Annotated in this window: 23 protein-coding genes; 11 read left to right on the top strand and 12 right to left on the bottom strand. The window is 50.6% G+C overall.

Annotated features, from left to right (window positions below; translation table 11 throughout):
* Positions 1 to 298: 298 nt before the first annotated feature.
* Together H6F94_RS12400 and H6F94_RS32945 are read right to left on the bottom strand one after the other, a co-directional pair.
* Positions 299 to 2101, bottom strand: coding sequence for a DUF8189 domain-containing protein (locus H6F94_RS12400; protein ID WP_190802557.1), 1803 nt, complete (start codon positions 2099 to 2101; stop codon positions 299 to 301).
* A gap of 300 nt (positions 2102 to 2401) precedes the next feature.
* Positions 2402 to 2533, bottom strand: a complete 132-nt coding sequence (locus H6F94_RS32945) for a hypothetical protein (RefSeq protein ID WP_277878059.1) — start codon at positions 2531 to 2533, stop codon at positions 2402 to 2404.
* A 465-nt stretch (positions 2534 to 2998) separates the two neighbouring features.
* Between H6F94_RS32945 and H6F94_RS12395 the strand changes: the two genes are divergently transcribed.
* A complete protein-coding gene (locus tag H6F94_RS12395; RefSeq protein WP_190802556.1) occupies positions 2999 to 3394 on the top strand; it encodes a hypothetical protein in 396 nt (131 codons plus the stop codon).
* Positions 3395 to 3714: 320 nt separating this feature from the next.
* On the opposite strand, the gene H6F94_RS12390 is transcribed toward H6F94_RS12395, so the two are convergent.
* The gene (locus H6F94_RS12390; RefSeq protein WP_190802555.1) at positions 3715 to 3879 is read right to left on the bottom strand and encodes a hypothetical protein; all 165 of its coding nucleotides are present in this window, start codon (positions 3877 to 3879) and stop codon (positions 3715 to 3717) included.
* A gap of 270 nt (positions 3880 to 4149) precedes the next feature.
* Here H6F94_RS12390 and H6F94_RS12385 point away from each other — a divergent pair, with 270 nt between their 5' ends.
* Positions 4150 to 4467, top strand: coding sequence for a hypothetical protein (locus H6F94_RS12385; protein WP_190802554.1), 318 nt, complete (start codon positions 4150 to 4152; stop codon positions 4465 to 4467).
* A gap of 101 nt (positions 4468 to 4568) precedes the next feature.
* On the opposite strand, the gene H6F94_RS12380 is transcribed toward H6F94_RS12385, so the two are convergent.
* The 4 genes from H6F94_RS12380 to H6F94_RS12365 form a co-directional block, all read right to left on the bottom strand.
* Positions 4569 to 5258: an ABC transporter ATP-binding protein gene (locus tag H6F94_RS12380; RefSeq protein ID WP_277878058.1), complete on the bottom strand. Its 690-nt coding sequence runs from the start codon at positions 5256 to 5258 to the stop codon at positions 4569 to 4571.
* Between the two features lies 1 nt (position 5259).
* Positions 5260 to 6597: an ABC transporter permease gene (locus H6F94_RS12375; protein ID WP_242041153.1), complete on the bottom strand. Its 1338-nt coding sequence runs from the start codon at positions 6595 to 6597 to the stop codon at positions 5260 to 5262.
* The gene (locus H6F94_RS12370) at positions 6598 to 8001 is read right to left on the bottom strand and encodes an efflux RND transporter periplasmic adaptor subunit (RefSeq protein WP_199320376.1); all 1404 of its coding nucleotides are present in this window, start codon (positions 7999 to 8001) and stop codon (positions 6598 to 6600) included.
* A gap of 472 nt (positions 8002 to 8473) precedes the next feature.
* Positions 8474 to 8938 carry a hypothetical protein gene (locus tag H6F94_RS12365; RefSeq protein ID WP_190802552.1) on the bottom strand — a complete coding sequence of 155 codons (465 nt, stop codon included), beginning with the start codon at positions 8936 to 8938 and terminating at the stop codon, positions 8474 to 8476.
* Between the two features lie 187 nt (positions 8939 to 9125).
* On the opposite strand from H6F94_RS12365, the gene H6F94_RS12360 reads away from it, so the two are divergent.
* Together H6F94_RS12360 and H6F94_RS12355 are read left to right on the top strand one after the other, a co-directional pair.
* A complete protein-coding gene (locus H6F94_RS12360; protein ID WP_190802551.1) occupies positions 9126 to 9803 on the top strand; it encodes a response regulator transcription factor in 678 nt (225 codons plus the stop codon).
* Between the two features lie 3 nt (positions 9804 to 9806).
* Positions 9807 to 11315: an ATP-binding protein gene (locus H6F94_RS12355; RefSeq protein WP_190802550.1), complete on the top strand. Its 1509-nt coding sequence runs from the start codon at positions 9807 to 9809 to the stop codon at positions 11313 to 11315.
* 17 nt (positions 11316 to 11332) lie between these two features.
* Here H6F94_RS12355 and H6F94_RS12350 read toward each other — a convergent pair whose 3' ends face one another.
* Both H6F94_RS12350 and H6F94_RS12345 read right to left on the bottom strand, forming a co-directional pair.
* Positions 11333 to 12190 (bottom strand): ABC transporter permease, encoded by an 858-nt coding sequence (locus tag H6F94_RS12350; protein ID WP_313949279.1) that lies wholly within the window; start codon positions 12188 to 12190, stop codon positions 11333 to 11335.
* Positions 12147 to 13022 carry an ATP-binding cassette domain-containing protein gene (locus tag H6F94_RS12345; RefSeq protein WP_190802548.1) on the bottom strand — a complete coding sequence of 292 codons (876 nt, stop codon included), beginning with the start codon at positions 13020 to 13022 and terminating at the stop codon, positions 12147 to 12149. Before H6F94_RS12345 ends, H6F94_RS12350 begins: the two co-directional genes overlap by 44 nt.
* 448 nt (positions 13023 to 13470) lie before the next feature.
* On the opposite strand from H6F94_RS12345, the gene H6F94_RS12340 reads away from it, so the two are divergent.
* Positions 13471 to 13926: a MarR family winged helix-turn-helix transcriptional regulator gene (locus H6F94_RS12340; protein WP_190802547.1), complete on the top strand. Its 456-nt coding sequence runs from the start codon at positions 13471 to 13473 to the stop codon at positions 13924 to 13926.
* 116 nt (positions 13927 to 14042) lie between these two features.
* On the opposite strand, the gene ssuE is transcribed toward H6F94_RS12340, so the two are convergent.
* The gene (gene ssuE, locus H6F94_RS12335) at positions 14043 to 14609 is read right to left on the bottom strand and encodes an NADPH-dependent FMN reductase (RefSeq protein ID WP_190802546.1); all 567 of its coding nucleotides are present in this window, start codon (positions 14607 to 14609) and stop codon (positions 14043 to 14045) included.
* 562 nt (positions 14610 to 15171) lie between these two features.
* On the opposite strand from ssuE, the gene H6F94_RS12330 reads away from it, so the two are divergent.
* Complete coding sequence (locus H6F94_RS12330; protein WP_190802545.1) at positions 15172 to 15321, top strand: hypothetical protein; 150 nt, start codon at positions 15172 to 15174, stop codon at positions 15319 to 15321.
* Positions 15322 to 15413: 92 nt separating this feature from the next.
* On the opposite strand, the gene H6F94_RS33560 is transcribed toward H6F94_RS12330, so the two are convergent.
* Positions 15414 to 15734, bottom strand: a complete 321-nt coding sequence (locus H6F94_RS33560; RefSeq protein ID WP_190802544.1) for an NfeD family protein — start codon at positions 15732 to 15734, stop codon at positions 15414 to 15416.
* A 217-nt stretch (positions 15735 to 15951) separates the two neighbouring features.
* Positions 15952 to 16551, bottom strand: coding sequence for a peptidoglycan-binding domain-containing protein (locus H6F94_RS31670; RefSeq protein WP_199320375.1), 600 nt, complete (start codon positions 16549 to 16551; stop codon positions 15952 to 15954).
* A 545-nt stretch (positions 16552 to 17096) separates the two neighbouring features.
* Between H6F94_RS31670 and H6F94_RS12315 the strand changes: the two genes are divergently transcribed.
* The 5 genes from H6F94_RS12315 (at position 17097) to H6F94_RS12295 (ending at position 22809) form a co-directional block, all read left to right on the top strand.
* Positions 17097 to 17528 (top strand): RNA polymerase sigma factor, encoded by a 432-nt coding sequence (locus H6F94_RS12315; RefSeq protein ID WP_190802543.1) that lies wholly within the window; start codon positions 17097 to 17099, stop codon positions 17526 to 17528.
* A 654-nt stretch (positions 17529 to 18182) separates the two neighbouring features.
* The gene (locus H6F94_RS12310; RefSeq protein ID WP_190802542.1) at positions 18183 to 19094 is read left to right on the top strand and encodes a TauD/TfdA dioxygenase family protein; all 912 of its coding nucleotides are present in this window, start codon (positions 18183 to 18185) and stop codon (positions 19092 to 19094) included.
* 170 nt (positions 19095 to 19264) lie between these two features.
* Positions 19265 to 20224 (top strand): zinc-binding dehydrogenase, encoded by a 960-nt coding sequence (locus H6F94_RS12305; RefSeq protein ID WP_190802541.1) that lies wholly within the window; start codon positions 19265 to 19267, stop codon positions 20222 to 20224.
* A 67-nt stretch (positions 20225 to 20291) separates the two neighbouring features.
* Positions 20292 to 21158 (top strand): CmcJ/NvfI family oxidoreductase, encoded by an 867-nt coding sequence (locus H6F94_RS12300; protein WP_190802540.1) that lies wholly within the window; start codon positions 20292 to 20294, stop codon positions 21156 to 21158.
* Positions 21159 to 21762: 604 nt separating this feature from the next.
* Entirely contained in the window at positions 21763 to 22809 is a 1047-nt protein-coding gene (locus H6F94_RS12295) for a sulfonate ABC transporter substrate-binding protein (RefSeq protein WP_190802539.1), read from the top strand.
* Positions 22810 to 22862 lie beyond the last annotated feature (53 nt).

The following is a 22862-nucleotide window of genomic DNA, read 5'->3' as shown; positions in this document are numbered from 1 at the left end:
TTCGCTACACACGGATCTTTTTGGGGTTGCCCCCTTGACTCTGATTTCCAGCCCCTAACTAAGCGACTGGCCCCAGGCGTCCCCCAAAGTTTCTCTAAGACTTTGGGGGACGCCTGGGGGGCAGTTTAGCACCTGCCTTTTTCGACCCTAAACAGGGTCAATGGAGTGGAGGAAGCAACAAGAACTCTATACGTCTGAGTCATGCGATCTGCACTGTCTGGATCTCTGCCGTTGCTCTCTTTCAAAACCCAGCATTGGGACACAGTGGTATAACACCCTGCCAGTGCATTTTTGTCATTCATTCCATACGTGCCCACCACTTCGACCACATTTGGCTGTCAGTTCCAATACCAAAAAGTTGAAGGTTGTCCGGACTCATTGAAACCACAGCAAGATCGCCAATCAAATCACCAGGGTCAGGAATCTGGAACCAACCCGACCAGTTGCCATCCGGTTGTCTGAAGGTCTGCCAAATATGATTGTCGTGACTGCGGCAGAACAGTTCAATGCTGTCAGAACTACGGCTCACGGCAGCAGGATTAACTCCAGCAGGAAAGGAACCGCCCAGCGCTTGCCATTCTGACCAGCCACCTGCATCCGTCCACCACTTTGTCCACATTTGGCTGTCAGTTCCAACACCAAAGAGTTGAAGGTTGTCCGGACTCATTGAAACCACAGCAAGATCGCCAATCAAATCACCAGGGTCAGGAATCTGGAACCAGCCTGACCAGTTGCCATCCGGTTGTCTGAAGGTCTGCCAAATATGATTGTCGTGACTGCGGCAGAATAGTTCGATGCTGTCAGAACTACGGCTCACAGCAGCAGGATTAACTCCAGCAGGAAAGGAACCGCCCAGCGCTTGCCATCCTGACCAGCCACCTGCATCCGTCCACCACTTTGTCCACATTTGGCTGTCAGTTCCAACACCAAAGAGTTGAAGGTTGTCCGGACTCATTGAGACCACAGCAAGATCGCCAATCAAATCACCAGGGTCAGGAATCTGGAACCAGCCTGACCAGTTGCCATCCGGTTGCCGAAAAGTCTGCCAAACAGCATTGTCATGACTGCGACAGAACAGTTCAATGCTGCTGGAGTTGCGGCTCACGGCGGCAGGGTTAACTCCAGCAGGGAAGGAACCGCCTAGCGCTTGCCAACCTGACCACTCAGAACGCTTCCAATTCTCATGAGCGTAACGAACGATATCGACCAGTTTGCGTCCGCTAGCATGAACCACTCGCCGCTTGGTGAGAAAGTCAGTTTCCCGTCCGCTGCGAACCCCGACAATCAGTGTGCCACCGTCAATATCAGAGAACAGAGGACCACCAGACCAACCTTTACCGCCAAAGAGACGAGTTTCCAGTTCCTTGGCATTCTCTCCTTCATCATCGACATCCTGGATAGTCAAACCATATTCAACACATGGTACTTGGCCGTTCTGCACGTCTCCAGGGTAACCAACACTTGTGTAGACGAAGTCATCGTAGCGTGATTCCTTTAGGCTAATGACACCGAGCCACCCACACTGATCGCCCAGGTTCTCGTACAGGTCACACACGACATAGTCATCACCTTCGACTGAATCCGTCTTAAACCCATACCAACCAGATACGTAAGAGTCACCGTATCGACCTACTCCGTGAAAGTATGCTGGCACGAACCGCACCCACCAGTCACCGCTTGAAACCCATTCCCACGGCACAACGTGGCTGGCAGTGAGCAAAGTATGTCGCCCGACAAGTACGCCGCTACCTGTAAACTGGGCATTGTTAAAATCATTAGTGCGACCCACGAAAACTTTTCCCATCGTAGACCAGGGCCAAGCATCGAACAGGGTGCTGGGGGCTGGTGTGCCTGGGTTCGATCTGGCAACAACAGAGGCGGCAGGCGATTTGGGCATGTGGCTTGAGGCCAGTTCAACAGGCAGAGTAGGAGGTCGATAGCTGTTGACAGAGCCCGCCTTCAGCTTGCCCAAGAGATCCGGCAAATCATTCGGATCAATAAGTTTTGCCGACTGGCCAGGTCGAGGAGTGGAGAGACGAGGAATGTTTACATCACCCTCATGAGGCACATTGTTAGTATTGAGTTTGGTATCACTAGTCATTCGCTGCTCCTGTTTTAGTGTTGTAGAAATTGAACTTGGGGGACAATTACCTTTCTCTGGGTAAGTTTATGGAAGTACGATGGCCAAGGCTTGTAAGAGTGTCTCCAAGGTTCGGAACTCCAAAGCACTTCAATAAAAGGTTTAAGCGCGGGCGCATGCATGTTTCTAATCAAGCTAAAGAGTTACAACTGCGGCTTTACTCAGCTCGCTTGAGCTTCCACGTAAGGAGAATCTTGATTCAAGAGAAACTCTTTGAAGCTGAGAGAAACATGGACTCGAATGCCTTTCATACCTTCTTCTTTAAAGACGATTAGTTCTCACTTGGATAGGCGAAATAACTTGTGCCGAGATATCCTCGGGTGGGGTTGCTACAAGATCAAAGCTGTAAATGCCATCTGGCGGAGCCCGAACATAGGTTGTCGACGCTTTCATCGTTCACCTAGCAGAGTGAATGTGAAGGTCGTTTCTTCTCGTGCTCTTCACTTTAAATGAATGCACACCTGCTTCTCACTCTAAATGAATCCAGGCAAGCCTAAAAGTACCCTGGCAGGGTACTTTTTATCCTGAAAATTGCAATAACAGTAGGTTTCTTTTGTTATGTAGACAAAATCCTTTGGCACATTCCTAAGTGCGTAGGATACAAAAAAATTCATGTTTGTTGTAATACAAGAATATTTTTTGGGCTACCCCCTTGACTCTGATTTCCAGCCCTGATAGTGTTCCTAACTAAGCGACTGGATCCCTAGGCGTCCCCCAGGGTCTTACTCAAACTCTGGGGAACTAACCGCCAGGTTGCATGCAGCGACCTGGCGGCTAGGGGGCAGTTTAGCACCTGCCTTTCTCGACCCTAAATAGGGTCAAAGGCTTCTATGCCCTCAAATTTTTGGAGTTCTCCCCATGCACCTGACTCAGGTGTTGCAGCCGCAGCTTTGCATCTCTCTCGCTCAAGTCGCGCGGTTTCTAGGCATTCCCGAATCGCTCATTTGCCGCATCGAACACTGGCTACATGTGTTGTTCGTCCATCGTGCTGATCGGGGTGGCCAGTTTCTCAGCTACCGCAAGTTCAACCAGTGGCTTTTGGCTTGCGCTCTCACCATTCAAGCCTGCAATGACCTGCATCTGCTCGACTGGATTGGCGAAGTGATCAAAACCGAAATCCAGCGCTACTCCTACCCCGAAGACGTGTTGCGCTATTGGCGGCACCTCTGGCGGCAGAGACAAGCCCAACTGCGCAACGCAAGCTGCGCTACCCCCAAGGAACCCATTGATGCCTCGCATGCAGGACGTCATTGATCAATGCCATCCGTAAATCCACCGTCCAAACCGAATCAATGGACCCAAAGACCCCGTTAATCGACTCGTTGACTCCGTTAATGGAGTGAATGGGTCCATTAACGGACCTATTCACTCCATCAACCAACCGTTTCGCTCCATCAACGGCCCCATTTGCTCCATCGACCGACTCATTTACCCCGTTAACGGACTCGCTGACCCCATTAATCGACCTCCAGACTCGATCAACGGACCCAAACACTCCATCAACGGACTGCTTGACCCCATCAATGCTCCGTCTCGGCCCATTTACGAGCCCTAGGGTCTAAAAGCTGCACCGTTTAGCCTCCTACGCTCATCGAACCGATCCTTCTACCCTCAAGCTCAAACTCATGAGCCTCACGCTTCGACTCGCTCTCTGGAACCCCATCGTCCGCCGTCTCAGTTGACGACAGCGACAGGTCCAACTGCGCGACGCCAAGCACGCTATCCCCCAGGTTGCCCACTCATGGACCTTTCAATGGGTACAACTACCTTTCAACCCTCGTCAACCAGGGTCAAACCCGCAACGACGACACTTTTACCCACGACGACGAGGGTCAAACCCTTGAAGACGACACTTTTACCCTCGTCAACTTAGGTCAGGCTCACAACGACGTTGGTTATACCCTCATCAACGAGGGTCAAACCACAACGACGACACTTTTACCCTCAACAACGTTGTTTGCGATGGGTACAACTACCTGTCAACCCTCAAAAATCCTTCAACTCCAATCATGAGCCCCAACCCTCGCCTTGCCCTGTGGGACTACACCGCGCGCCGACTCAAACTGCCCGCCCCACTCAAGCTAATCCTGCTCACCATTGCTAACTACATTGAACCCAATGGTGCTCAGTCCCGTGTCAGCCTCGCCCTACTTAGCCGCGACAGCAGTCTAGAAGCCCAAGACATCCAGCCCTTGCTGCTGGTCCTTGAAGCTCAGGACCTGGTCCGCAAAGTCACTGTCTATCCCCAAAGCGGTGGGCCAACCGTCTCGCTCTATAGCCTCTCGCCGAGCCTGCTCCGAGCCGTGCAAAACCCCGAGGCCAGATGAATAGGCCTTGCACATTGCCCCCTCCGAGCTTCTCCTTGCCCAGGGGAGGAGCCGTAGGCGGTAAGGTTTTAATTTGTAGCTCTCAGTTTAGAGAATTGGTATTAGAGCTGCGCCACAGAATTGTTCAGGACCAGGCCATCTTTGACATGAATAGTACGATGAGTTTGAGCCGCAACATCTGGGTCGTGGGTAACGATGACAATCGTGATGCCCTGCTCATTGAGATCCGTCAGCAACTCCATTACCTCACCAGACGTTCTGGTATCCAAAGCACCCGTCGGCTCATCAGCCAGAACCAACGCAGGGCGATTGACAAGAGCACGGGCAATCGCGACCCGCTGCTGTTGACCGCCCGAGAGTTGGCTAGGACGATTCTGTAAGCGATCGGCTAAGCCAACTCTGCTTAACGCTTCAATTGCCCGTTTGCGTCGTTTTGGCTTAGGAACATTGGCATAGACCATTGGCAGCATGACGTTCTCTAGTGCTGTAGAGCGGGACAATAAATTGAACTGCTGAAACACAAAACCAATGCGCTGGTTTCGAATGTAAGCCAGTTCATCATTGGTCATTTGGTTTAAGTTCCGACCCTCTAGAAAATAGCAACCTGAGCTGAGGCGATCTAAACAGCCAATGATGTTCATCAGCGTAGACTTTCCCGAGCCGGAAGCGCCCATAATCGCAACGTATTCGCCCGTTTCAATCGACAAATTAATGCCCTTGAGGACTGGAACCTCCAGTTCGCCAAGGTGGTAGTTTTTTCTAATTGCCTCCATCTGAATCATAGGTGCCATCTCACTCACTCCTTAAGGCAGCAATGGGGTCAAGTTGGGCAGCGTTGCGAGCTGGAATCACACCAGCCAGCAGACCGACGATGGATGATAAGCCGAAGCCGACGATGATCGACCAGACAGACAGCACAAACGGGAATTTGAGCAGCGTCGAAGCGGTCCAGGCAATGGCAATGCCTAGGCCGATGCCCAGACCACCGCCGAGGGTAGAAACCACGATAGCCTCAGCCAAAAATTGACTTAAGACAGCAGAACTGGTCGCTCCGAGCGCTTTACGAATACCAATTTCTCGCGTTCTCTCAACCACTGAGACCAGCATAATATTGGCAATGCCAATGCCGCCGACCACCAGAGAAATGCCAGCGATGGCCACGACCATCACCGTAAACATACCAATGATATTGCTCAGGGCACTGAGGATATCAGCTTGGTTAGTGAGTCTGAAATCATCCGCTTGGGGTGGATAAATATTGTGGCGAACTCGCAGTAAGTTGGTGATTTGAAACTCAGCTGCATTCAACTGGTCCTGACTCTTGGCTTTCACATAAATGCCTCTGACCGCAATGCCGGATAGAGCATTATTTCCCACCAGCCTTGCAGACATATTGGTGAGAGGAATATAAATCTGCTCATCGGTGTTGATTGGACCCTGGGCTCCCTTAGCTGTGGTCACGCCGATCACTTCATAACTTTGGCCCTGGATGCGAACCTGGGTGCCCAAAGCGCTGCTGCCAGTTCCCAGCAACTCATCGCGGACGGTTGGCCCCAAAACAGCAACAGGTCTTGCCGCATCGAGCTCCTCCTGATTGAAAAAGCGCCCCTCTTGAGTCTGGACATTTCTCACGGCTGGATAGTTGAGATCAGTGCCAACAATCGTGGTTGAAGTGTTTTGCTGTTCGTAAGTTACCTGAGCAGTCTGTTGCAGATAGGCAGAAACTTTGTCAGCGGCTAAAACCTGAGCCTGGATTGCCTTAGCATCTTCCCAAGTCAAGGTTGAGGCAGAGCCACTGCCCTGTCTGACGTTGCCAGTCCTTGCGGCCCCAGCAAAAACCTGTATGATGTCGGACCCTAGCCCCTGTAACTGCTGTTCAGTAGACTTTTGCACACCCTGGCCAATAGACGTGATCGCAATGACTGCGGTAATGCCGATAACGATGCCCAGCATGGTCAGCATGGTGCGGAGTTTGTTGCTCCACAAAGCCTCGATGGCCATCGATAGGATTTCGAGCATTGACACCGAGCGGACCCGCAGAGGCGGTGTCTTCAGCATGCGTTGCGCCGATGCCCGTTTTGCTGATGCCCGCTTTGCTGACGACTTAGAACGGCTACGGGAGGACTTCATCTAGGGTGCACCTCCGGGACCGCCACGGCGACCGCCACCCGAACCACTAGGACCGCCACCAAAGCCGGGCAAGAGCGATGGACCGCCAGACCGGGACTGGGACGGCTGCCGGGGCGCACTGACTAAAACTTGCTCGTTGCCGGTCAAGCCAGAACGCACTTCGGTTTGATTGCCGACTGTAACCCCAGTTTCAACCGGTCTAAATCGGGGTCTGCCCGCTTCAGTCATTACCAGCACGCCTGTGCCATTTTGCTGACGGACAATCGCAACGGTTGGAATCACCAAAGCATTATTCAACTTGCCAACATCGAACTGCGCATTGACATTCATGCCAGGACGGAGCAACTTTTGCGGATCCGCAAAATCAACCCTAACTTTAAAGCTAGTTACATTAGTTTCGACCGTTGCTTGCGCGGCAATTTGAGCAACTTTTCCTTTAAAGGCTTGGCCTGAGTAGGCATCCGCTTGAATATTAACGAGTTGTCCGATTTTAATTTTGCCAATGTCGGTTTCGGCAACATTAGCGATTACTTGATAATTGGAAGCCAACGACAAAACCGAAGAAGAGGTTGCCGAAGACACAGAGCTGCCTGAGGTAGTGGGCGTAACGAAATCACCTGGAGACGCATACTTGCTGGTGACAATGCCAATAAATGGGGCACGAATAACGGTGTCTGCGATTTGCGTTTGCACCGTCCGGAGGCTGCCCTGAGCCTCAGTGACTTGAGCCCGCGCCTGACTAATGTCTTCGGGTCGGCTGCCTACTTGAGTCAACCGGAGAGCTTGTTGCTGTTCGTCTACTGCTGCTTGGGCGTTATCCCGAGCGGTGCGGGCAGTATCCAGCGCCTGAGCCGAAACCGCTCCCTCTTGATAGAGTTGCTGATTGCGTTGAAAGTCGAATTGCGCCTGATTTAAACTGGCCTCGGCACTGCGTAAGCGGGACCGAGATTGCGCAATCTCTTCAGGACGATTGCCCGCAATCACCTTCTGCAAATTAGCTTGGGCCGAAGCCAATTGCCCCTTAGATTGGATCAGTTGCCCTTGCAGGTTGGAATCATCCATGTAGGCCAAAATCTGACCGGATTGAACTTCATCACCCTCATTGACCAACAAACGCCTCAGACGCCCCGAGGTTTTGGGGCTGACGTTGGTTGATTGTTCGGCCTGGACTGTGCCATTGGCGGTAATCGTAATGGGTAAACTCGCTCGCTCAACCGGCACGGTTTGCATTTGGCGTCTAGCTTCTTGGCGTGAGGCCACTGCCATCTGGCGCTGAACGAGATAGCCACCCCCCGCTAAGGCAGCCAGCACAAATAGCCCAATGCACCATTTAATTAGGGTGGGATTTAGCAAGCCTTTACCCGAAGGCTTAAAGGCGACAGATTGGTGGGAATCAAGAGTCATGGATTTTTCCACCTCAGTCATAAACAGCAATGACGAACTTGAAGAAGAGCGTCCACATCCTCTAATTCAGCATGACTAACATGACAGCTTTGCCGATTATTGAATGACAAAATTGTCATTCGCAAGCTATGCCTATCTGGGGAGGACGTCGCTTGAGAAGGAGATAGCCCCTATTCTTTGAGCTGTTCTTTGAGCTCTCTGAAGCTGCGACGATCCAAACAAAAAACACAGGCTTAACAGACACAATCTCTGTGGTGTTATACCAGTTCTCTAAATGAAAGCGACCCATCAAACCCCTACCGCCTGCGGCTCCTCTCCTTGGCAAGGGGAGGTTGGGAGGGGTATATGTAGCGCTTCAAAAGTGAGTTGGTGTTAGGACTGTGACAACGGGCTTTGGTTTAGTCTTTGGGTAGCCGCAGCTTCAGTCAGCAGATTCAGTCAGCCTTGTTTACCCAACTTGTTTGCCCAAAGGTTATGTCTGAGCAGGGCGAGCATTAGGACCGGGACGATCTCCGGGGGGACGCTGCGGAATCCCCAGAGCATCTCGCAATTGCTGTTGAGTCACCCCCAGTTTTGTAGCTGCCCCCTCAATGTCCAGGCGAGGGCGACGCTGACGCCGCTCGGTTGCATTGGGAGGATTGGTGGAAGGACTGGGAGGATTGGCAGGCACCCCTAAGGCCGTTTTCAGTTGCGCTTCGGTCACGCCCAGTTTCTGTGCAGCCGCGGCAAAGTCGATGCGTCGGTGGGGTCTTCTGCGTTGACCAGGCTGACCCGGTCGGTCTCGATTGGGCTGCCCATCCGGTGATCCGGGCTGTTGCACACCGGGTTGTTGAGCTAGCTGGTTAGATGGATCGGCCATAGCTTTGTTGGGTATCAAACTACAGGCTCCAACCAGAAAGGGAAGAGCGACTAAAGCGAACATGCGGTGAATCGTCATAACCATCAACATCTGGGTAGGCAGGTCTGAGTAAAAATGTTTGCGTAGGCAGGTTGTCGAGATACCTACAGTTCTGATTAAGCTCCCTGCAAATGACGGTTCTCTTGGTAGCCAGATGACAGTTTTGTCATTTAGTTAGAGCAGACGCTGAACCTGCTGAACGTAGAATGGATTGGCAGGTGAGCTTATGAATGTTCTATTTGTCGAAGACGAAGCAAAAATTGCCAACTTCGTCCAAGCAGGATTGAAGGAGCAGGGCTTTGTCGTTGACTACTGTGACAATGGTGATGAGGGTTATCTCCGAGCCATCGACAACGAGTACGACGTGATTGTGCTTGACATCATGGTGCCGGGCAAGGATGGACTTTCGCTTCTCAAGAATTTGCGACGGGCGGGTCGCAATGTACCCGTCATTTTGTTGACGGCCCGCAATGAACTGGATGATCGCTTGGAAGGGCTCAATCTAGGCGCAGACGACTACATTGCCAAACCTTTTTTTGTTGAGGAATTGGTGGCTCGCCTACACGCAGTCATCCGCCGAACTTCAGGCGAGCGCCAAAACTTGCTGGCAATCGGACCAATCAAACTTGATCGCATCACCCGAGAAGTCACCTGCAATCAGCAAATTGTGGAACTAACTAGCCGCGAGTTCAATCTCCTGGAATATTTGATGCGCTCACCGGGACGAGTTTTTACGCGCACCCAAATCCTAGAACATGTCTGGGGCTATGACTTTAACCCCAATACCAATGTCGTGGATGTTTGCATCCGGCGGATCCGCAGAAAGATCGACCCCATTGCTGGCGTGGGTTGGCTGGAAAGTGTTCGGGGTGTTGGCTATCGATTCCGCCAATTAGAGTCTTGACCCTTGAAACTTCCTTCGTTTCGCTATTCATTTCGCTTCCAAATTGCTCTGTTGTCTGCGGCATTAACGGGCGGTGCCCTCGTGGGTTTTGGCGTGATTTCTTGGAAGCTCATTTACGACGCCAAGGTCAGCCGCCTGGATGCGAACTTAACCAATCAGCTGTTGCGAGCAGCTCGCCCCCGTGAGCAGGATCGTTGGTTGTCCTACAAAGCTTCACTACCGCAGCGCTTAGGCACTGGTGTCGATACGCCGACGGCTCTATTGGTCATCGGCTCGCAAGGGAAGACACTTTATCAATCAGACCGATGGACAACTGACTTCAATGCGGAGGCTTTATTTCCACCGCGTCCCCCGTTGCTACGTGACCAATTGCCATCCCCGCCGCCCGAGTCCCGCCGACGGCCAGAAAGAGCACCAGACCGTCCTGAGCGAGGGCCGGGCGGTCCCCCTGCTGAGCCTCAATTCGCCACTCGTTACACCACGACGGGTGCTTGGCGCGTAGGGGCAGTCAGTTTCGTCCATGCCCAAGTGGCGGTTGCCATTAGCCTCCAAGCGATTGATCAGGAGATGGCAGTCATCCGCAACATCTTCCTGATTTCAATTCCCGTTGTGCTGCTTCTGGGTGCTGGTGGGGCTTGGAGCCTATCAGGCAGTGCGCTACGTCCTATTCGCGAGTTGGCCTCTGCGATTCGACAGGTGACCGTCAAAGGCTTGGATCAGCGAGTGCCAATCAGCGCCACGGATGTTGAATTCGTAGAGCTGATCCGGGTGTTTAACCAGATGCTAGAACGCCTGGAGCGCAGTTTTAAACAGGCTTCCCGCTTTAGTGCCGATGCCGCTCACGAACTCAAGACACCGCTCACGATTTTGCAAGGAGAGCTAGAGCGAACTTTACAGCAGGCGGACTCAGGCTCAGAGGTGCAACAAAGTCTAGGAAATTTGCTGGATGAAGTGCAGCGTCTAGGTGGAATTGTGCGCAAACTTTTACTCCTGTCTCTGGCTGATGCCGGGCAAATGAGCTTGCACAAGGTTGAAGTCAACTTGTCCGAGATGCTGATCGAAATGACCGAAGACATAGAACTATTGGCACCGCACCTAGAGGTTCAGACCGAAATTGCCTCTGAGGTTCGAGTCCTAGGCGATCGCGATTTGCTCACCCAAATTCTTCAAAACTTGTTCAGTAATGCGATCAAATACAATCTTGCCGAAGGCTGGATTCGGATCCAGGCTCAGCAGCAAGCAACGACTGCACTCGTAACCATTAGCAATTCCTCCAAAGATATTCCGGCCAGCGAACGAGACCGCATTTTTGATCGCTTCCATCGTGGCGATCCTGCCCGCACTCGCAAAATCGAAGGAACTGGCTTGGGGCTCAGTCTCGCTAGAGAAATTGCCCGTGCTCATGGCGGTGAACTAACCCTCGATCCTACGCCATCGGGTCAAACTGCATTTACTTTAAAGTTGCCTTCTGGTGCGCAGACAGGCTCCCGCCCTAGTTTGGTAGAGGTTTAGGGAGTTCTCTGACCCAGCTAGATCGCGAGGCGGGGATACAGACGGGCACAGATTAGAGTTAGAAGCGTTGTGGTGAAAGCGAGAACCGCACAATTGAAACCAAAACTATGGGTGCTAACGCCATTGACTAGCATCAGACCACGCAGCGCGTCGACTTGATAGGTCAGTGGATTGAGACGAGAGAGTATTTGTAACCAACCCGGCATCAGCGAGATGGGATAAATTGCGTTGCTGGCAAAAAATAGCGGCATGGTTAATAGTTGGCCAATACCCATGAAGCGCTCGCGGGTCTTCACCAGACAGGCAATGGTGAGCGAAAACAACGAGAAACACGCCGCACCCAACAGCACAATCAAGACTACGCCCAGCAGCGCCAAGGGATTAGGATTGAGTTTCACGCCCAATAACAAAATCAAGATAGAGACAATCGCCACCTGGGTTAGACTCCGAATCCCAGCCGATAGAGCCTTCCCCAAAACCAGTGCTACCCGTGGCGTTGGGCTGGCTAAAAATTTGTGGACGATGCCCAGATCCCGTTCCCAAATGATCGACATCGCACTAAAAATGGCAACAAACAGCACACTCTGCGCTAGGATGCCAGGCGCCAAAAACTCTAAGTAGGTCAGATTGCCGGTCGGAATTGCCCGTACCCGCCCTAGCACTTGCCCGAAAATTAATAGCCACAGCGCAGGCTGAATGGCTCGCAGCAGCAGATCAGTTGGATCGTGCAGGATTTTGCGAACTTCCAGTTCAGTTATCACCAATGTTTTGCGGATCAAATTGGTGGTCGCTGCAACTAAGTTTCTCAGTTGATTGTGCCTGGTCTTATTCTTATCCCAACCGTTGAGCGGTACGCCTGAGTTTCGAAGTGTCACGGTAGGTTCCTCCCGAAGTGAGTTGGTCGCCGGTGTAGTGAATAAAAACGTCATCAAGTGTGGCGTCAGGTTTATCGAGTGAGGCTTTAAGTTCTGTGGGTGAACCAGTCACAACCACACTGCCCCGATGCATAATTGCCACGCGATCGCACAAGCTATCGGCTTCTTCCATGAAGTGGGTGGTGAGAAATACGGTGGTGCCGTAATCTTGCTGCAATTGCCGCACCAACTGCCAAACACTACTGCGCGCCCGTGGGTCCAGTCCAACCGTTGGCTCGTCTAGAAACAACAATTGTGGATGGTGCAAAACCGACTGGGCAATTTCTAAACGGCGGATCATGCCGCCAGAATAGGTTCGTACCAGTTGGTTAGCGGCTTCAGTCAAGCCCATAAAGGCCAAGGCATCGCGAATTTTGGCTTCTCGCCCTCGCCTAGGCAAGTCATAGAGCTTGGCAAAAATCAGCAAGTTCTCATAGCCGGTCAGGGTGCCATCTGCCGATAGCGCTTGCGGTACGTAGCCAATCACTCGCTGCACTCGTGACGACTGACGCACAACGTCAAACCCTGCGATTTGAGCCTGCCCGGCGCTAGGTGGCAGTAGCGTCGTCAGCATTTTAATGACTGTACTTTTGCCTGCGCCGTTAGGTCCCAGTAAGCCAAACGCCTCTCCTGCATGAACTGAGAGATCGATGGCATCTACAGCTGTCATCTTGCCGAAGTGACGAGTTAACGCTTGAGTTTCTAAAATCACAGGCTGATTGCTTTTTAACGCGGTTTCCTGCCCCCTAGGACCACTCGCCTCCTGGTCACCATTGCCACTCGACTGATTCATCACCATTGCTCCTTGGCTAATGCCTTTGCCTCATTACAAACCATCACTAATCCACCAGCGGCAACACAGACGGAGGCTAACGCGAGCCAAACCAATGCGGGCCGGACCAACGTGAGCCGGACCAACGCGAGCCAACCCAACCTGTCCTGAAGAAGGGAGGCCGGTAACGACGACAGGAGGGACGGTTGTATACCTGTGACCAGCAAGAAGGAGTAGCACCAAGAAATAATTAGCTAACCTAACTATTAGCCTGTCATACTTTTAGTGGAATGGTACTCCTCAGTGCAAATCTTGTATCTGGGCAAATCCTGCATCCGGAGCTTTAAAACCCTGCCGGTGCTAGGCTCAAGACATTCTCCTCAGTAGAAGTTATCGCCGTGAAAGGCTCGGTGAGCTCGTGAATCTGGAGAATCGAAACCCTCCCCAACCGCTGTCCCGCGCTGAATCGATGACACCTGAACAATGTGCAGCGCAGTTAATGGACGCGATTCCTTCGGCGATGCAATTCATTCGGGCAGAGATGCGCAGTCAGAGTATTTCCTTGCTCTCTGTGCCGCAGTTTCGCGTGCTGGCCTACCTACGGCGCCACCCTGACTCTTCCCTCTCTGAGGTGGCGGAGCACATTGGTGTCACCCGGGCCACTGCCTCCACGACGACTGAGCGCCTCGTGCAGCGGGGATTCATCAGCCGCGTTGAAGATCCCAAAGAACGCCGTCACGTGATGCTCAATTTGACCGAAATGGGCAGCACTCATTTGCAGCAGTCGCGTGAAGCAACGCTCCATAAAATTGCGGCTTTACTCACCGCATTGCCACACGACCAACTAGCAAGTTTGTCGGAAGGCCTAGTCGTGCTGCATCAGCTTTTTGAAGCCATTATTTCTGAGTCGAATGATGCGCCATAATTGAATGTCGTAAGTCAACTCCGTTTTGCAACAAAAAACGAGGGCAAGGTACTACCATGCCCCCGAGCTGTAACGTCCTTAAGGTACAGAGCCTTTACTGGTAGCTCTGGTTCGGCTTAATTGGCATGGGCCAATTCTTTAGAAACGGGCTGCTCACGAGTTATACCAATGACTAGATCGCGCAGGGAATGCTTGAGGCGCTGATCGATTTCTTCATCAAGCTGGACACTACCATCTGCCTGTCGCTGGATCTGTTTATCCACAGCATAAACACCCCCCAACAAATGGCGCGCACCCAGCTCAGAGAGCACAGGTTTCAGCGCATAATCAATCACCAGCAGATGAGCTAGGGTTCCGCCTGTCGCCAAGGGTAAAACTGTCTTGCCCAATAGTACTTTCTGCGGCAGCAAATCTAAAAATGCTTTGAGAACACCTGTGTAGGCAGCTTTGTAAATGGGCGTGGCAATGATCACCCCATCGGCTTTCTCTAGGAGGGCTTTGACCGGCTCCAATGCTGGGCTGTCATAGCGTCCGAACACTAGATCTTCGGCAGGAAAGTCACGGGCGGAGACGATATCAATATGTAAACCTTCGTCCTGCAGTAGTTTAGCTGCATATTCCAGCAACCCATAGGTTCTAGAAGGATGAGAAGGACTACCTGCAATTGCCAAAATATTTGCCATGTTCAAAAACTCCTGAGTAGATAGAAATGCAAGGATTCACGAAATGCTAGCTGGTTTTGCAATCACTGACGGTGTCAGGCTGTCCTTTAAATCTGAGACGGTCAGTCAAACAACGATAAACTGATAGGATTACCGTTATTAACAGCGAATAGCAGAAATGTTACAGACCTAGTTCCAGCAAGTCAAGCTTTTCACAGGTCTCTCTTTGAGCAACTGTAAATTGTTTCTCGGCAACTAGTAGGCAATTAGTGATTGAAGTACTTGCTTTTCAGGTTTTCCTGTGTACTGTTTCTCGCTTGGGCAACAGCATGGAGTTGTGTTGCTCAAAGATTAGAACTGAGCCCGAACCATAGCCAAACCGATGCCATTAACAGCAGTAGAACGTGGTGGCTCTGAAATCAGTGCAACTCAGTCCGTAAGCTAATCTCCCAATTAAAGAACTCGACTGGGAAATTTCAGTGAGTAGATGCTACTGAAATTTCCCAAAAGTGTCGGTCTTCTATTCAGCAGATCTACTGGAAGCAAATCGACTAAAAGGTTGGTGTTCCTCACATCTATCAACATGGATCCCATCATTCTTGTGCTTGGCATTGCAGCCTTGGGGATAGTAGCTATACTGCTCCCAGTACAGAAGCCCCCGAAGCCGCCACCAGACCTCACAGCTGACTTCACTGACAAGTTCTTCGAGAGGCTTAAGAAACATCTGAAATAGCTGATGAGCCCCAATTAGCTTGGGGCTCATCAAATCGGTTAGCTACTTGTGTCCGTCAGGAGTGGCGACAAAACAAAGACGCCCTACAACAGCTAAGCCAATAGCTGACCTAATGGCTCAACGATGAGTGTGATGTTGCAGATTCCAATCACCCGTACGTGGTCACCTGGTAGAAGAGTGACCTCACGTTCACACACAGCAGACCACCAAGTACCACTAAAATAAACTCTACCCTTCTGGCCTGGCTGAATTTTCTCTTCAACGATTGCATGCCTCTCAATATCCAAACAATGCCTAAACAGTTCAGAAAAATTACTCCTGAGACTGTCCTTCCACCCTTGATCCTTGCCTAACAAAGACTTCAGAAAACTGAAGAGATTGTTTTTTACTTCCCATCCTATGCTTGCTGACATGGGAGCTTCTCGATTTTCTCGCTACACTATTTAGTGAGAATCCAACAGTTCTCGTTACAAGACCAATGAAGATTCAATACAGAGAGTGAATGCAATTTTTATAGAATGCACTCACTCTCTGTATTAGTTGCCATTATGCTTAATCAAACACTTGCCCTCTTACCCTGAAAGGCAGTTAGGGAGACGCACCTAAAAATAGGCGAGGTGATGACGGTACTCAGAGCACGCCTAAAACAGCCAGCGTGTGCGGGCCAAAAATCCCATCTACGGTGAGGTTTCTATGTTGTTGAAAAGCCTCAGCTGCAGCCATTGTTTTTATGCCAATTACACCATCGATAGGACCAGGATCGAAGCCTTCATCCTGTAGAAGCCATTGAATTCTTTTGACTAAGGCTGTTTTGAATTGCTGATTGTATTCCTCCTCAAGCGACTGATTAGAGCTGCCTCCTTGCAGCATGGGCTCTAGATATTCATTGAGCTTAGCTTGTTGGTCTTCATAGTAGTGAACGCTGGTTTCACCTAACAAATTCAATTCACGAGCAATAAGAATTTCGACTTCCTCAATCATGCCGTCGAGAATATCATCAGATTTAGCAAGCTCAAGAATTTCCGCTATCCGATTTGCCTCCAAATCCGACAACGACGGCTGTACCGATAGCCTATGGTACTCTTGGGCTAAGAGAATAGCCCTTACAGAGAGGGTCTGTTGGTTAGACCCTACAATGCGCATCTTTAAGTCAGGAGACTGCTCTACACTGTCTTGACTATTTATATTGGTCTTCCTGGGCATATCCATCGGTTTATCTGCGTGTTCCATTTCAAATACAATCCACAAAGACGACTTGTGGCTTGAGCTAGTTACTTGTGGTATCTTGCCGCCCTCAAAGTCAATAAGATTGATTCTGCTGTGGTCTGTGCCACGGAAGGGAGCCTAAGAAGTCCGCAGAGGTACTATTGGGTAGTGACCCCTCTGACCCTTGCGTGACAGTCCTCCGAGTTAACTTTTTTAAAGATACCTAATACTTTTCAGGATTGTGTAACCGCTGAAACATGCCTTTAGAAAAACTCAATAAAATTCGTTCATGTTTACTTGTTATGTATCTTGCGAAACTTCCCGGCAAGGGATCAATGGTTTGAGGCTACAGAGGTTGAAGTCTTCTATCTTGACCGAGGGAACTATGTAGCCCACTATACTAAATTCTTCCCTGTTTAAGTGTGCAGTTTAAAAGATCTACGGTGACTCGATAGGGAATGTATGTTGTTGCTGCATAACAAAGTATTGGCCCAATGCACTAAGAATCAACACGGCATTAACGACTGCGCTAATACGGTCCCCCTCACACACCCACGCAAGGACTATGTATGGTACATCGATCTTTCACTCCTATTCAGACCCTGGAAGAGCTGAAGGCCGAGATTCAGAGCTGGATACGCTCGAAAGACTACTGTGATGGCTCTCCACTCCCTTACTTCAAACGGATTATCGAGCAATTTCATTTGCAGTCTCAGGTTGATATCTATGATTTGGTCAATGAGCTTTATCTACGAGGAGTCAAGCAGCTTGAGACAAAGGGACCGATTGAGAAGCCTCGCCCTTGGTTTAGATCCGCCGCCTACAATGTAGCGCGTGAGCTAAGTCGGAGCAGTAGGCGGTATATACAAATCACGCCCGCAGATGAGAATGAGCTGGCTTCAGAAGAGTTAGATGAGAACCAGATCAGTGACAGTGACCGACTAGCGCTACGCGAGTCAATTCAGACTCTGGCTTCTAAAGACCGTTTGATTTTAACTTGAAAAATTGTAGATGAACTCACCTGGGGGGAAATTGGTGAGCGCTTAATCCTAGCGGGAGAGAAACCTCAAACTGAGACAGCGCTTCGTCAAAGAGGCCACCGAGCCCTGAAAAACCTACGCAAGCTCTATAAGAGGCACTTAGTCGAACCTATCACTTGAACTGTGACTAACAATAGCTCAAAGCCTCTCTACTTCAGCTGGGGAGGCTTTTAGGTTGTGCAGCGCAAATCTTTTAGAAAAGAAAAGTATTCGTAGCATTCCTCAAGGGCCCGGAGGAGAAACTCATAGTTTGAGCACGCTTAATCCGAAAACTAGATTCCTATCTTTGTATTTTTCCTTACATTTACACTCTGACCGAAAGTATCTCGTACAACATAATCCTACAGAATCTCTGCCCGAAACCTGGGCTTGATTTCTCCAGACTTCTCATGCGATACTTCTCCCTAATGAGGTAAATACGGTATCTCGATTGATTTAGCGTATTTTCAGAAACTAAAGCTTAGGATGTTCCTGGCCCTTCTGTCGCTGAACAATGCTTCTGCTGTTGATCCATAACCAGCATTAGGACTGAATTAAGGCTGATTTCTTGGAACTAGAGCATTTGGTTAAAGCAACAAAAAACACGGATAAGAATCTTCTTGGAGGCATCAGTCTATGAGTTCCAAATACTTCGATATCCAACCTGTTGCAGGACGCATCGGGGCTGAAATTGTCGAGGTGGACCTGAGCACAGCCCTCCCATCTGAGGTCATTGGCGAGATTCGCAAGGCTCTCGTCCATCATAAGGTGATCTTCTTTCGGGGCCAGCAGCTCGACGCCGAGGGGCAGGTTAGGTTTGCTCGCCGCTTTGGGGAAATCACCACCGCTCACCCGACCGTGCCATCTCTCCCCGAACACCCTGTAATCCTGGATTTAGACTATGGTCGCAATGTCAGTCGTGCAAATCATTGGCACACGGATGTGACCTTTGTAGACCGCCCTCCACTGGGCTCTATTCTGCGGGCAGTTGTCATTCCTCCGATAGGAGGCGACACGGTCTGGGCTAACTCCGCCACAGCGTACGAGGACCTGCCATCTCACCTGCGCAGTTTGGCAGACCAACTCTGGGCTGTGCATAGCAACGCCTATGATTATGCAACTAGCGCCGTCGATCTCTCTGAAGAATTCAAGGCTTATCGGGCCATCTTTGAGTCAACCATCTATGAGACACTGCATCCGGTTGTCCGCGTTCACCCTGAATCCAACGAGCGCGGCTTGTTCATAGGTGGTTTTGTTCGCCAACTGCGTGGACTATCCCAGACCGAGTCACATGACATTATCAGACTATTACAGTCATATGTGACTCGTCCTGAAAACACCGTCCGTTGGCGCTGGCAACCTGGTGACGTAGCGTTCTGGGACAACCGCGCTACTCAGCACTACGCGATCGACGATTACGGCAACCAACCCCGAAGAGTCCAACGAGTAACCCTCATCGGTGACCTCCCAGTTAACATCGATGGTAGGCACAGTGAGGCCATTAAGGGAGACTCTTCTCAGTACAATCAGTCCCCGGTTCTCGTTTGAGTGAGTTTAGCTAAACCTCGTTGGCAAGTAGACTTCGCCGCGTGTCTGAAGTTGGGCAAAGAAAGTTAGGCAAAAAACTTTAGGGAAAGAGAACCTGGGCGAAAAGAAAGATGAGGGTGAGCAAATATTAAATTGGCACTAGCCTCTGAATCTAAACTAGGACATTTCTCATGGGCAAAATTAGGGCCGTCGTTGTTGATCCCAGCAGCCCCAGTCGATTAGTACTCAATGAGGTGGAACTGCCAACGCTTGCCACTGACGAAGCGCTTGTACGAGTTGCAGCTATTTCCTTAAACCGAGGTGAGGTCAAACGAGCGACGAATGCCGAAGCAGGTTGGCGACCTGGTTGGGACTTGGCCGGAATTGTCGAAACCCCTGCTGCCGATGGCTCAGGTCCAGCTACAGGCAAGCGAGTTGTCGGCTTCGTCCGTTCCGGGGCTTGGGCAGAACTGGTAGCAGTTCCAACCCACGCGATTGCCGAGTTACCCGAATCAGTTTCGTTTGCACAAGCAGCGACCCTGCCGGTAGCCGGTCTAACCGCTTACCACGCGCTCAAGCAGAGTGGATTGCTGCTGGGTAAATCTGTGCTGATTACAGGTGCATCCGGTGGGGTTGGCAACTTTGCGATTCAATTAGCGCGGTTGTCAGGAGCCAAGGTCATTGCTCACATTCGTCAACCTGACCATGCAGCCTTGGTCAAAGAAGCAGGGGCACAAGCCGTCGTGGTTAGCGAAGAGTTACCTCTAAACAGTGAGTACGCTCCCTACGATTTGATTGTGGAATCGGTGGGTGGCAAAACCCTCTCTGCCGCTTTGGGATCAGTGGCACCAGATGGTGTAGTTGTCCTCTTTGGAACCTCAGGTGGCACAGAGGTGACGTTCAACGCCCAGCGTTTTTACGGCACGAGCAGTGGTGCCAGTCTGTACGCGCTGATTCTCTTTCATGAACTTAAACGGGAGTCAGCTGCTATAGGGCTGCAACGGTTGCTCAATCTAATCGCCGACGGTCAGCTGCGACCTCACATCGCGGTTGAAGCTGATTGGACGCAAGTAGCTGATTTGGCACAACAATTACTCGACCGCCGCTTCGTCGGCAAGGCCGTATTACAGGTCTCAAGTGTAAATAGGTAGTTAACCGTTACTGACTTAAAAGACCGGCTGTAATCAGTTCGGTTCAGTTAATTACTTAGGTGTAGCTATGAGCCTAGCCAGTCAAGTTCTACCCGACCCCATTTTCGAGGATTCCTCTCCGGTTGAGGCGACTCTCAATTACCTTGCCCCCATGGCAGAGAAGCTGGTCAATTACACTTTTGAGCCGCCCTCTGGCATCCCACAATCCAATGGAACCTACGAGTTGCGCAAGGTGCCGATTCACAATGCTCGCTTGAGCGCACAAGAGCTATCTCTAGACCGGGAGGGGTTTAACTTAGTAGTGCGCCCTAGTACCGTTCATAACTTCTACGATGAAGAAGAGGTGCGCCGGGTTTACTACCCGGAGGCCGAGCAACTTTTAGTAAAGCTAACGGGTGCAGCAAAGGCAATCGTGTTCGATCACAATGTCCGTAACACCCAACGAGCTAAGCGGGGCGAAAACAACGCAAAAGAGCCAGTACAACGGGTACACAACGACCTTACTGCCCGATCCGGTTACAGTCGTGCCCATAATGTGTTGGCAACCCTTGGTATAGATAATCCTGAAGCATGGCTACGACAACGGTTCAGCATTATCAATGTCTGGCGACCAATTAATGGGCCTGTCTGGGAGTCTCCACTAGGAGTATGCGATGCACAGAGCATTGCACCAAAGGACCTCATTGCGAGCGATCTTGTGTACCGGGATCGAATCGGTGAAACTTACGCAGTCACTTACAACTCGACGCATCGCTGGTTCTACTTTCCTCAAATGCAGCCAGATGAAGCGCTACTCATTAAATGCTTTGACTCAGCAGAGGATGGGCGGGCACGATTTGCTGCCCACACTGCATTTACTGATCCAAACAGTTCACCCGATGCCCCAAGTCGCGAAAGCATTGAGCTGCGAACGCTAATCTTTTACCCTGACTAGAGCTAACAATCAGCTGAGCGCAAGCTAGCAGGATGCCAGCGTGGAGCGGTCCTACCATGCTGGCATTTACTGGCGCTTTGATAAGATGGCTCAGTTCTGAGAGAAGAGCCTGCCATCAATATCCTCAAGGACGAAAACCTAAAGTTGTCTGAGAGGTTTGATAGTCAAATTCTCGTTAAATTTGATAGTCCCAGACTAGGGTAAAGAAAACTAGCCATTCAGCTCAATATTCTAGCTCGATATTCTAAAGAATTGACAAACATAAAACTCAGGCATAAAGAAAATTAGCAGTTAAGCTTAACGGTTCAAACAGCTACAAATACTCCCCATTTCAGGGATGTATTGAATGTACTTGTGCTCTCCCGAAGGATGTGACATTCTCCTATTTGATTCTCAAAAAAACTGTATCTTGACTGCTTTTTATACCTCATGAGTTAGGCCTGAACAGCTTTTTTAAGCTTGGGAAAGCTGAGCCCTATTGCGAGAGTCTGGTTCAGCAATGTTGTTAGGCTAAAGACTTTTTATTGGCTTCAAAAACATCTTAGTGTCAAGCGAAAAGTCACAGCCGAAAAGCTGAGAAATTGTATAGTCGTGGAGTGTTCCTATGAGGATTAGAACCAATCGACAGCGTGCGCTTCTTGCCCGCAGTCTCTTGCTGTTCCTAGTCTCGGCATTTTTCACCCTGTCCACTACCTTAATGAGTTGCAGCGGACCGAGCAGCCAAGGACAGACAGCAGCTGAGCCTGCAAAACCCAAAATAGTTCGTCTCGGCTATCAGAAATCGAACATCTTGGTGAAGTCTAGGGGCGTTCTAGAAAAACGCCTTCCACCGCAGGGCATCTCTGTAGAGTGGACAGAGTTTCAGGCAGGACCTCCTCTATTAGAAGCTCTCAACGTTGGCAGTATTGATATTGGGCCAACAGGAGAATCCCCCCCAATTTTTGCTCAAGCGGCAGGCACCAATTTGGTTTATGTTGCCGCGGTCCAGCCGAGCCCAAAGGGTCAAGGTATTCTGGTCCCTAAAGAGTCTCCAATTCGAAGCGTCTCTGAGCTGAAGGGTAAGAAGATCGCTTTCACAAAAGCCTCAAGCGCTCATTATTTGCTGGTCTCAGCTCTGAAAGGCGCTGGACTGGAGTACAGTGACATCGAGCCAGTATTCTTGAGTCCGGCAGATGCGCGAGCTGCATTTCTCAGGGGTAGCGTTGATGCCTGGGTGGTTTGGGATCCCTTTTTCGCCGCAGCAGAAGGGACAGGCAATGCACGTGTTCTGCTCACAGGCATCACAAAGCAAGGCGGTTATTACCTTGCTTCACGTACCTTTGTTGAGCAAAATCCTAACTTACTCAAGGACCTTCTAGAAGGAATCGATGAAGTGGGGCAATGGGCTGACACTCATCCAGAGGAGGTCGCGAAAATTCTCTCACCTGTATTGGGAATTGATTTGCCCATTGCAGAGACAATGGCAAAGAGGCGCTTCAATAGCTTGAGACCGATTGATAATCAGCTCATCACCTTACAGCAGCAAGTTGCTGATACCTATTTTGACCTAAAGCTACTGCCCAAACCGCTCAACATCCGCGATGCGACGTTGGCACCGGAGCAATACGCATCAATAACACCTGAGTCGGTCACCCAGAAACATGGCTCATAGCAAGTTAAAACTCCAGAAAACTTGGAAGGGTGCTCTCTATTAGAGAGTGCCCT

The organism is Leptolyngbya sp. FACHB-261 (assembly GCF_014696065.1).
Classification (GTDB): domain Bacteria; phylum Cyanobacteriota; class Cyanobacteriia; order FACHB-261; family FACHB-261; genus FACHB-261.
Note: the sequence above shows the minus strand (reverse complement) of the source record. Positions and strands in the feature narration are given on the sequence as shown.

Bases quoted from the DNA above. Each gene is read 5' to 3' on its own strand.
- H6F94_RS12315 (WP_190802543.1), top strand. From the start codon at position 17,097: ATGGTACATCGATCTTTCACTCCTATTCAGACCCTGGAAGAGCTGAAG.
- H6F94_RS32945 (WP_277878059.1), bottom strand. From the start codon at position 2,533: ATGAAAGCGTCGACAACCTATGTTCGGGCTCCGCCAGATGGCATTTAC.
- H6F94_RS12340 (WP_190802547.1), top strand. From the start codon at position 13,471: ATGACACCTGAACAATGTGCAGCGCAGTTAATGGACGCGATTCCTTCG.
- H6F94_RS31670 (WP_199320375.1), bottom strand. From the start codon at position 16,551: ATGGAACACGCAGATAAACCGATGGATATGCCCAGGAAGACCAATATA.
- H6F94_RS12375 (WP_242041153.1), bottom strand. From the start codon at position 6,597: ATGAAGTCCTCCCGTAGCCGTTCTAAGTCGTCAGCAAAGCGGGCATCA.
- H6F94_RS12400 (WP_190802557.1), bottom strand. From the start codon at position 2,101: ATGACTAGTGATACCAAACTCAATACTAACAATGTGCCTCATGAGGGT.
- H6F94_RS12385 (WP_190802554.1), top strand. From the start codon at position 4,150: ATGAGCCCCAACCCTCGCCTTGCCCTGTGGGACTACACCGCGCGCCGA.
- H6F94_RS12295 (WP_190802539.1), top strand. From the start codon at position 21,763: ATGAGGATTAGAACCAATCGACAGCGTGCGCTTCTTGCCCGCAGTCTC.
- H6F94_RS12310 (WP_190802542.1), top strand. From the start codon at position 18,183: ATGAGTTCCAAATACTTCGATATCCAACCTGTTGCAGGACGCATCGGG.
- H6F94_RS12330 (WP_190802545.1), top strand. From the start codon at position 15,172: ATGGATCCCATCATTCTTGTGCTTGGCATTGCAGCCTTGGGGATAGTA.
- H6F94_RS12360 (WP_190802551.1), top strand. From the start codon at position 9,126: ATGAATGTTCTATTTGTCGAAGACGAAGCAAAAATTGCCAACTTCGTC.
- H6F94_RS12345 (WP_190802548.1), bottom strand. From the start codon at position 13,022: ATGAATCAGTCGAGTGGCAATGGTGACCAGGAGGCGAGTGGTCCTAGG.
- H6F94_RS12380 (WP_277878058.1), bottom strand. From the start codon at position 5,258: ATGGCACCTATGATTCAGATGGAGGCAATTAGAAAAAACTACCACCTT.
- H6F94_RS33560 (WP_190802544.1), bottom strand. From the start codon at position 15,734: ATGTCAGCAAGCATAGGATGGGAAGTAAAAAACAATCTCTTCAGTTTT.
- H6F94_RS12365 (WP_190802552.1), bottom strand. From the start codon at position 8,938: ATGACGATTCACCGCATGTTCGCTTTAGTCGCTCTTCCCTTTCTGGTT.
- H6F94_RS12370 (WP_199320376.1), bottom strand. From the start codon at position 8,001: ATGACTCTTGATTCCCACCAATCTGTCGCCTTTAAGCCTTCGGGTAAA.
- H6F94_RS12300 (WP_190802540.1), top strand. From the start codon at position 20,292: ATGAGCCTAGCCAGTCAAGTTCTACCCGACCCCATTTTCGAGGATTCC.
- H6F94_RS12305 (WP_190802541.1), top strand. From the start codon at position 19,265: ATGGGCAAAATTAGGGCCGTCGTTGTTGATCCCAGCAGCCCCAGTCGA.
- ssuE (WP_190802546.1), bottom strand. From the start codon at position 14,609: ATGGCAAATATTTTGGCAATTGCAGGTAGTCCTTCTCATCCTTCTAGA.
- H6F94_RS12395 (WP_190802556.1), top strand. From the start codon at position 2,999: ATGCACCTGACTCAGGTGTTGCAGCCGCAGCTTTGCATCTCTCTCGCT.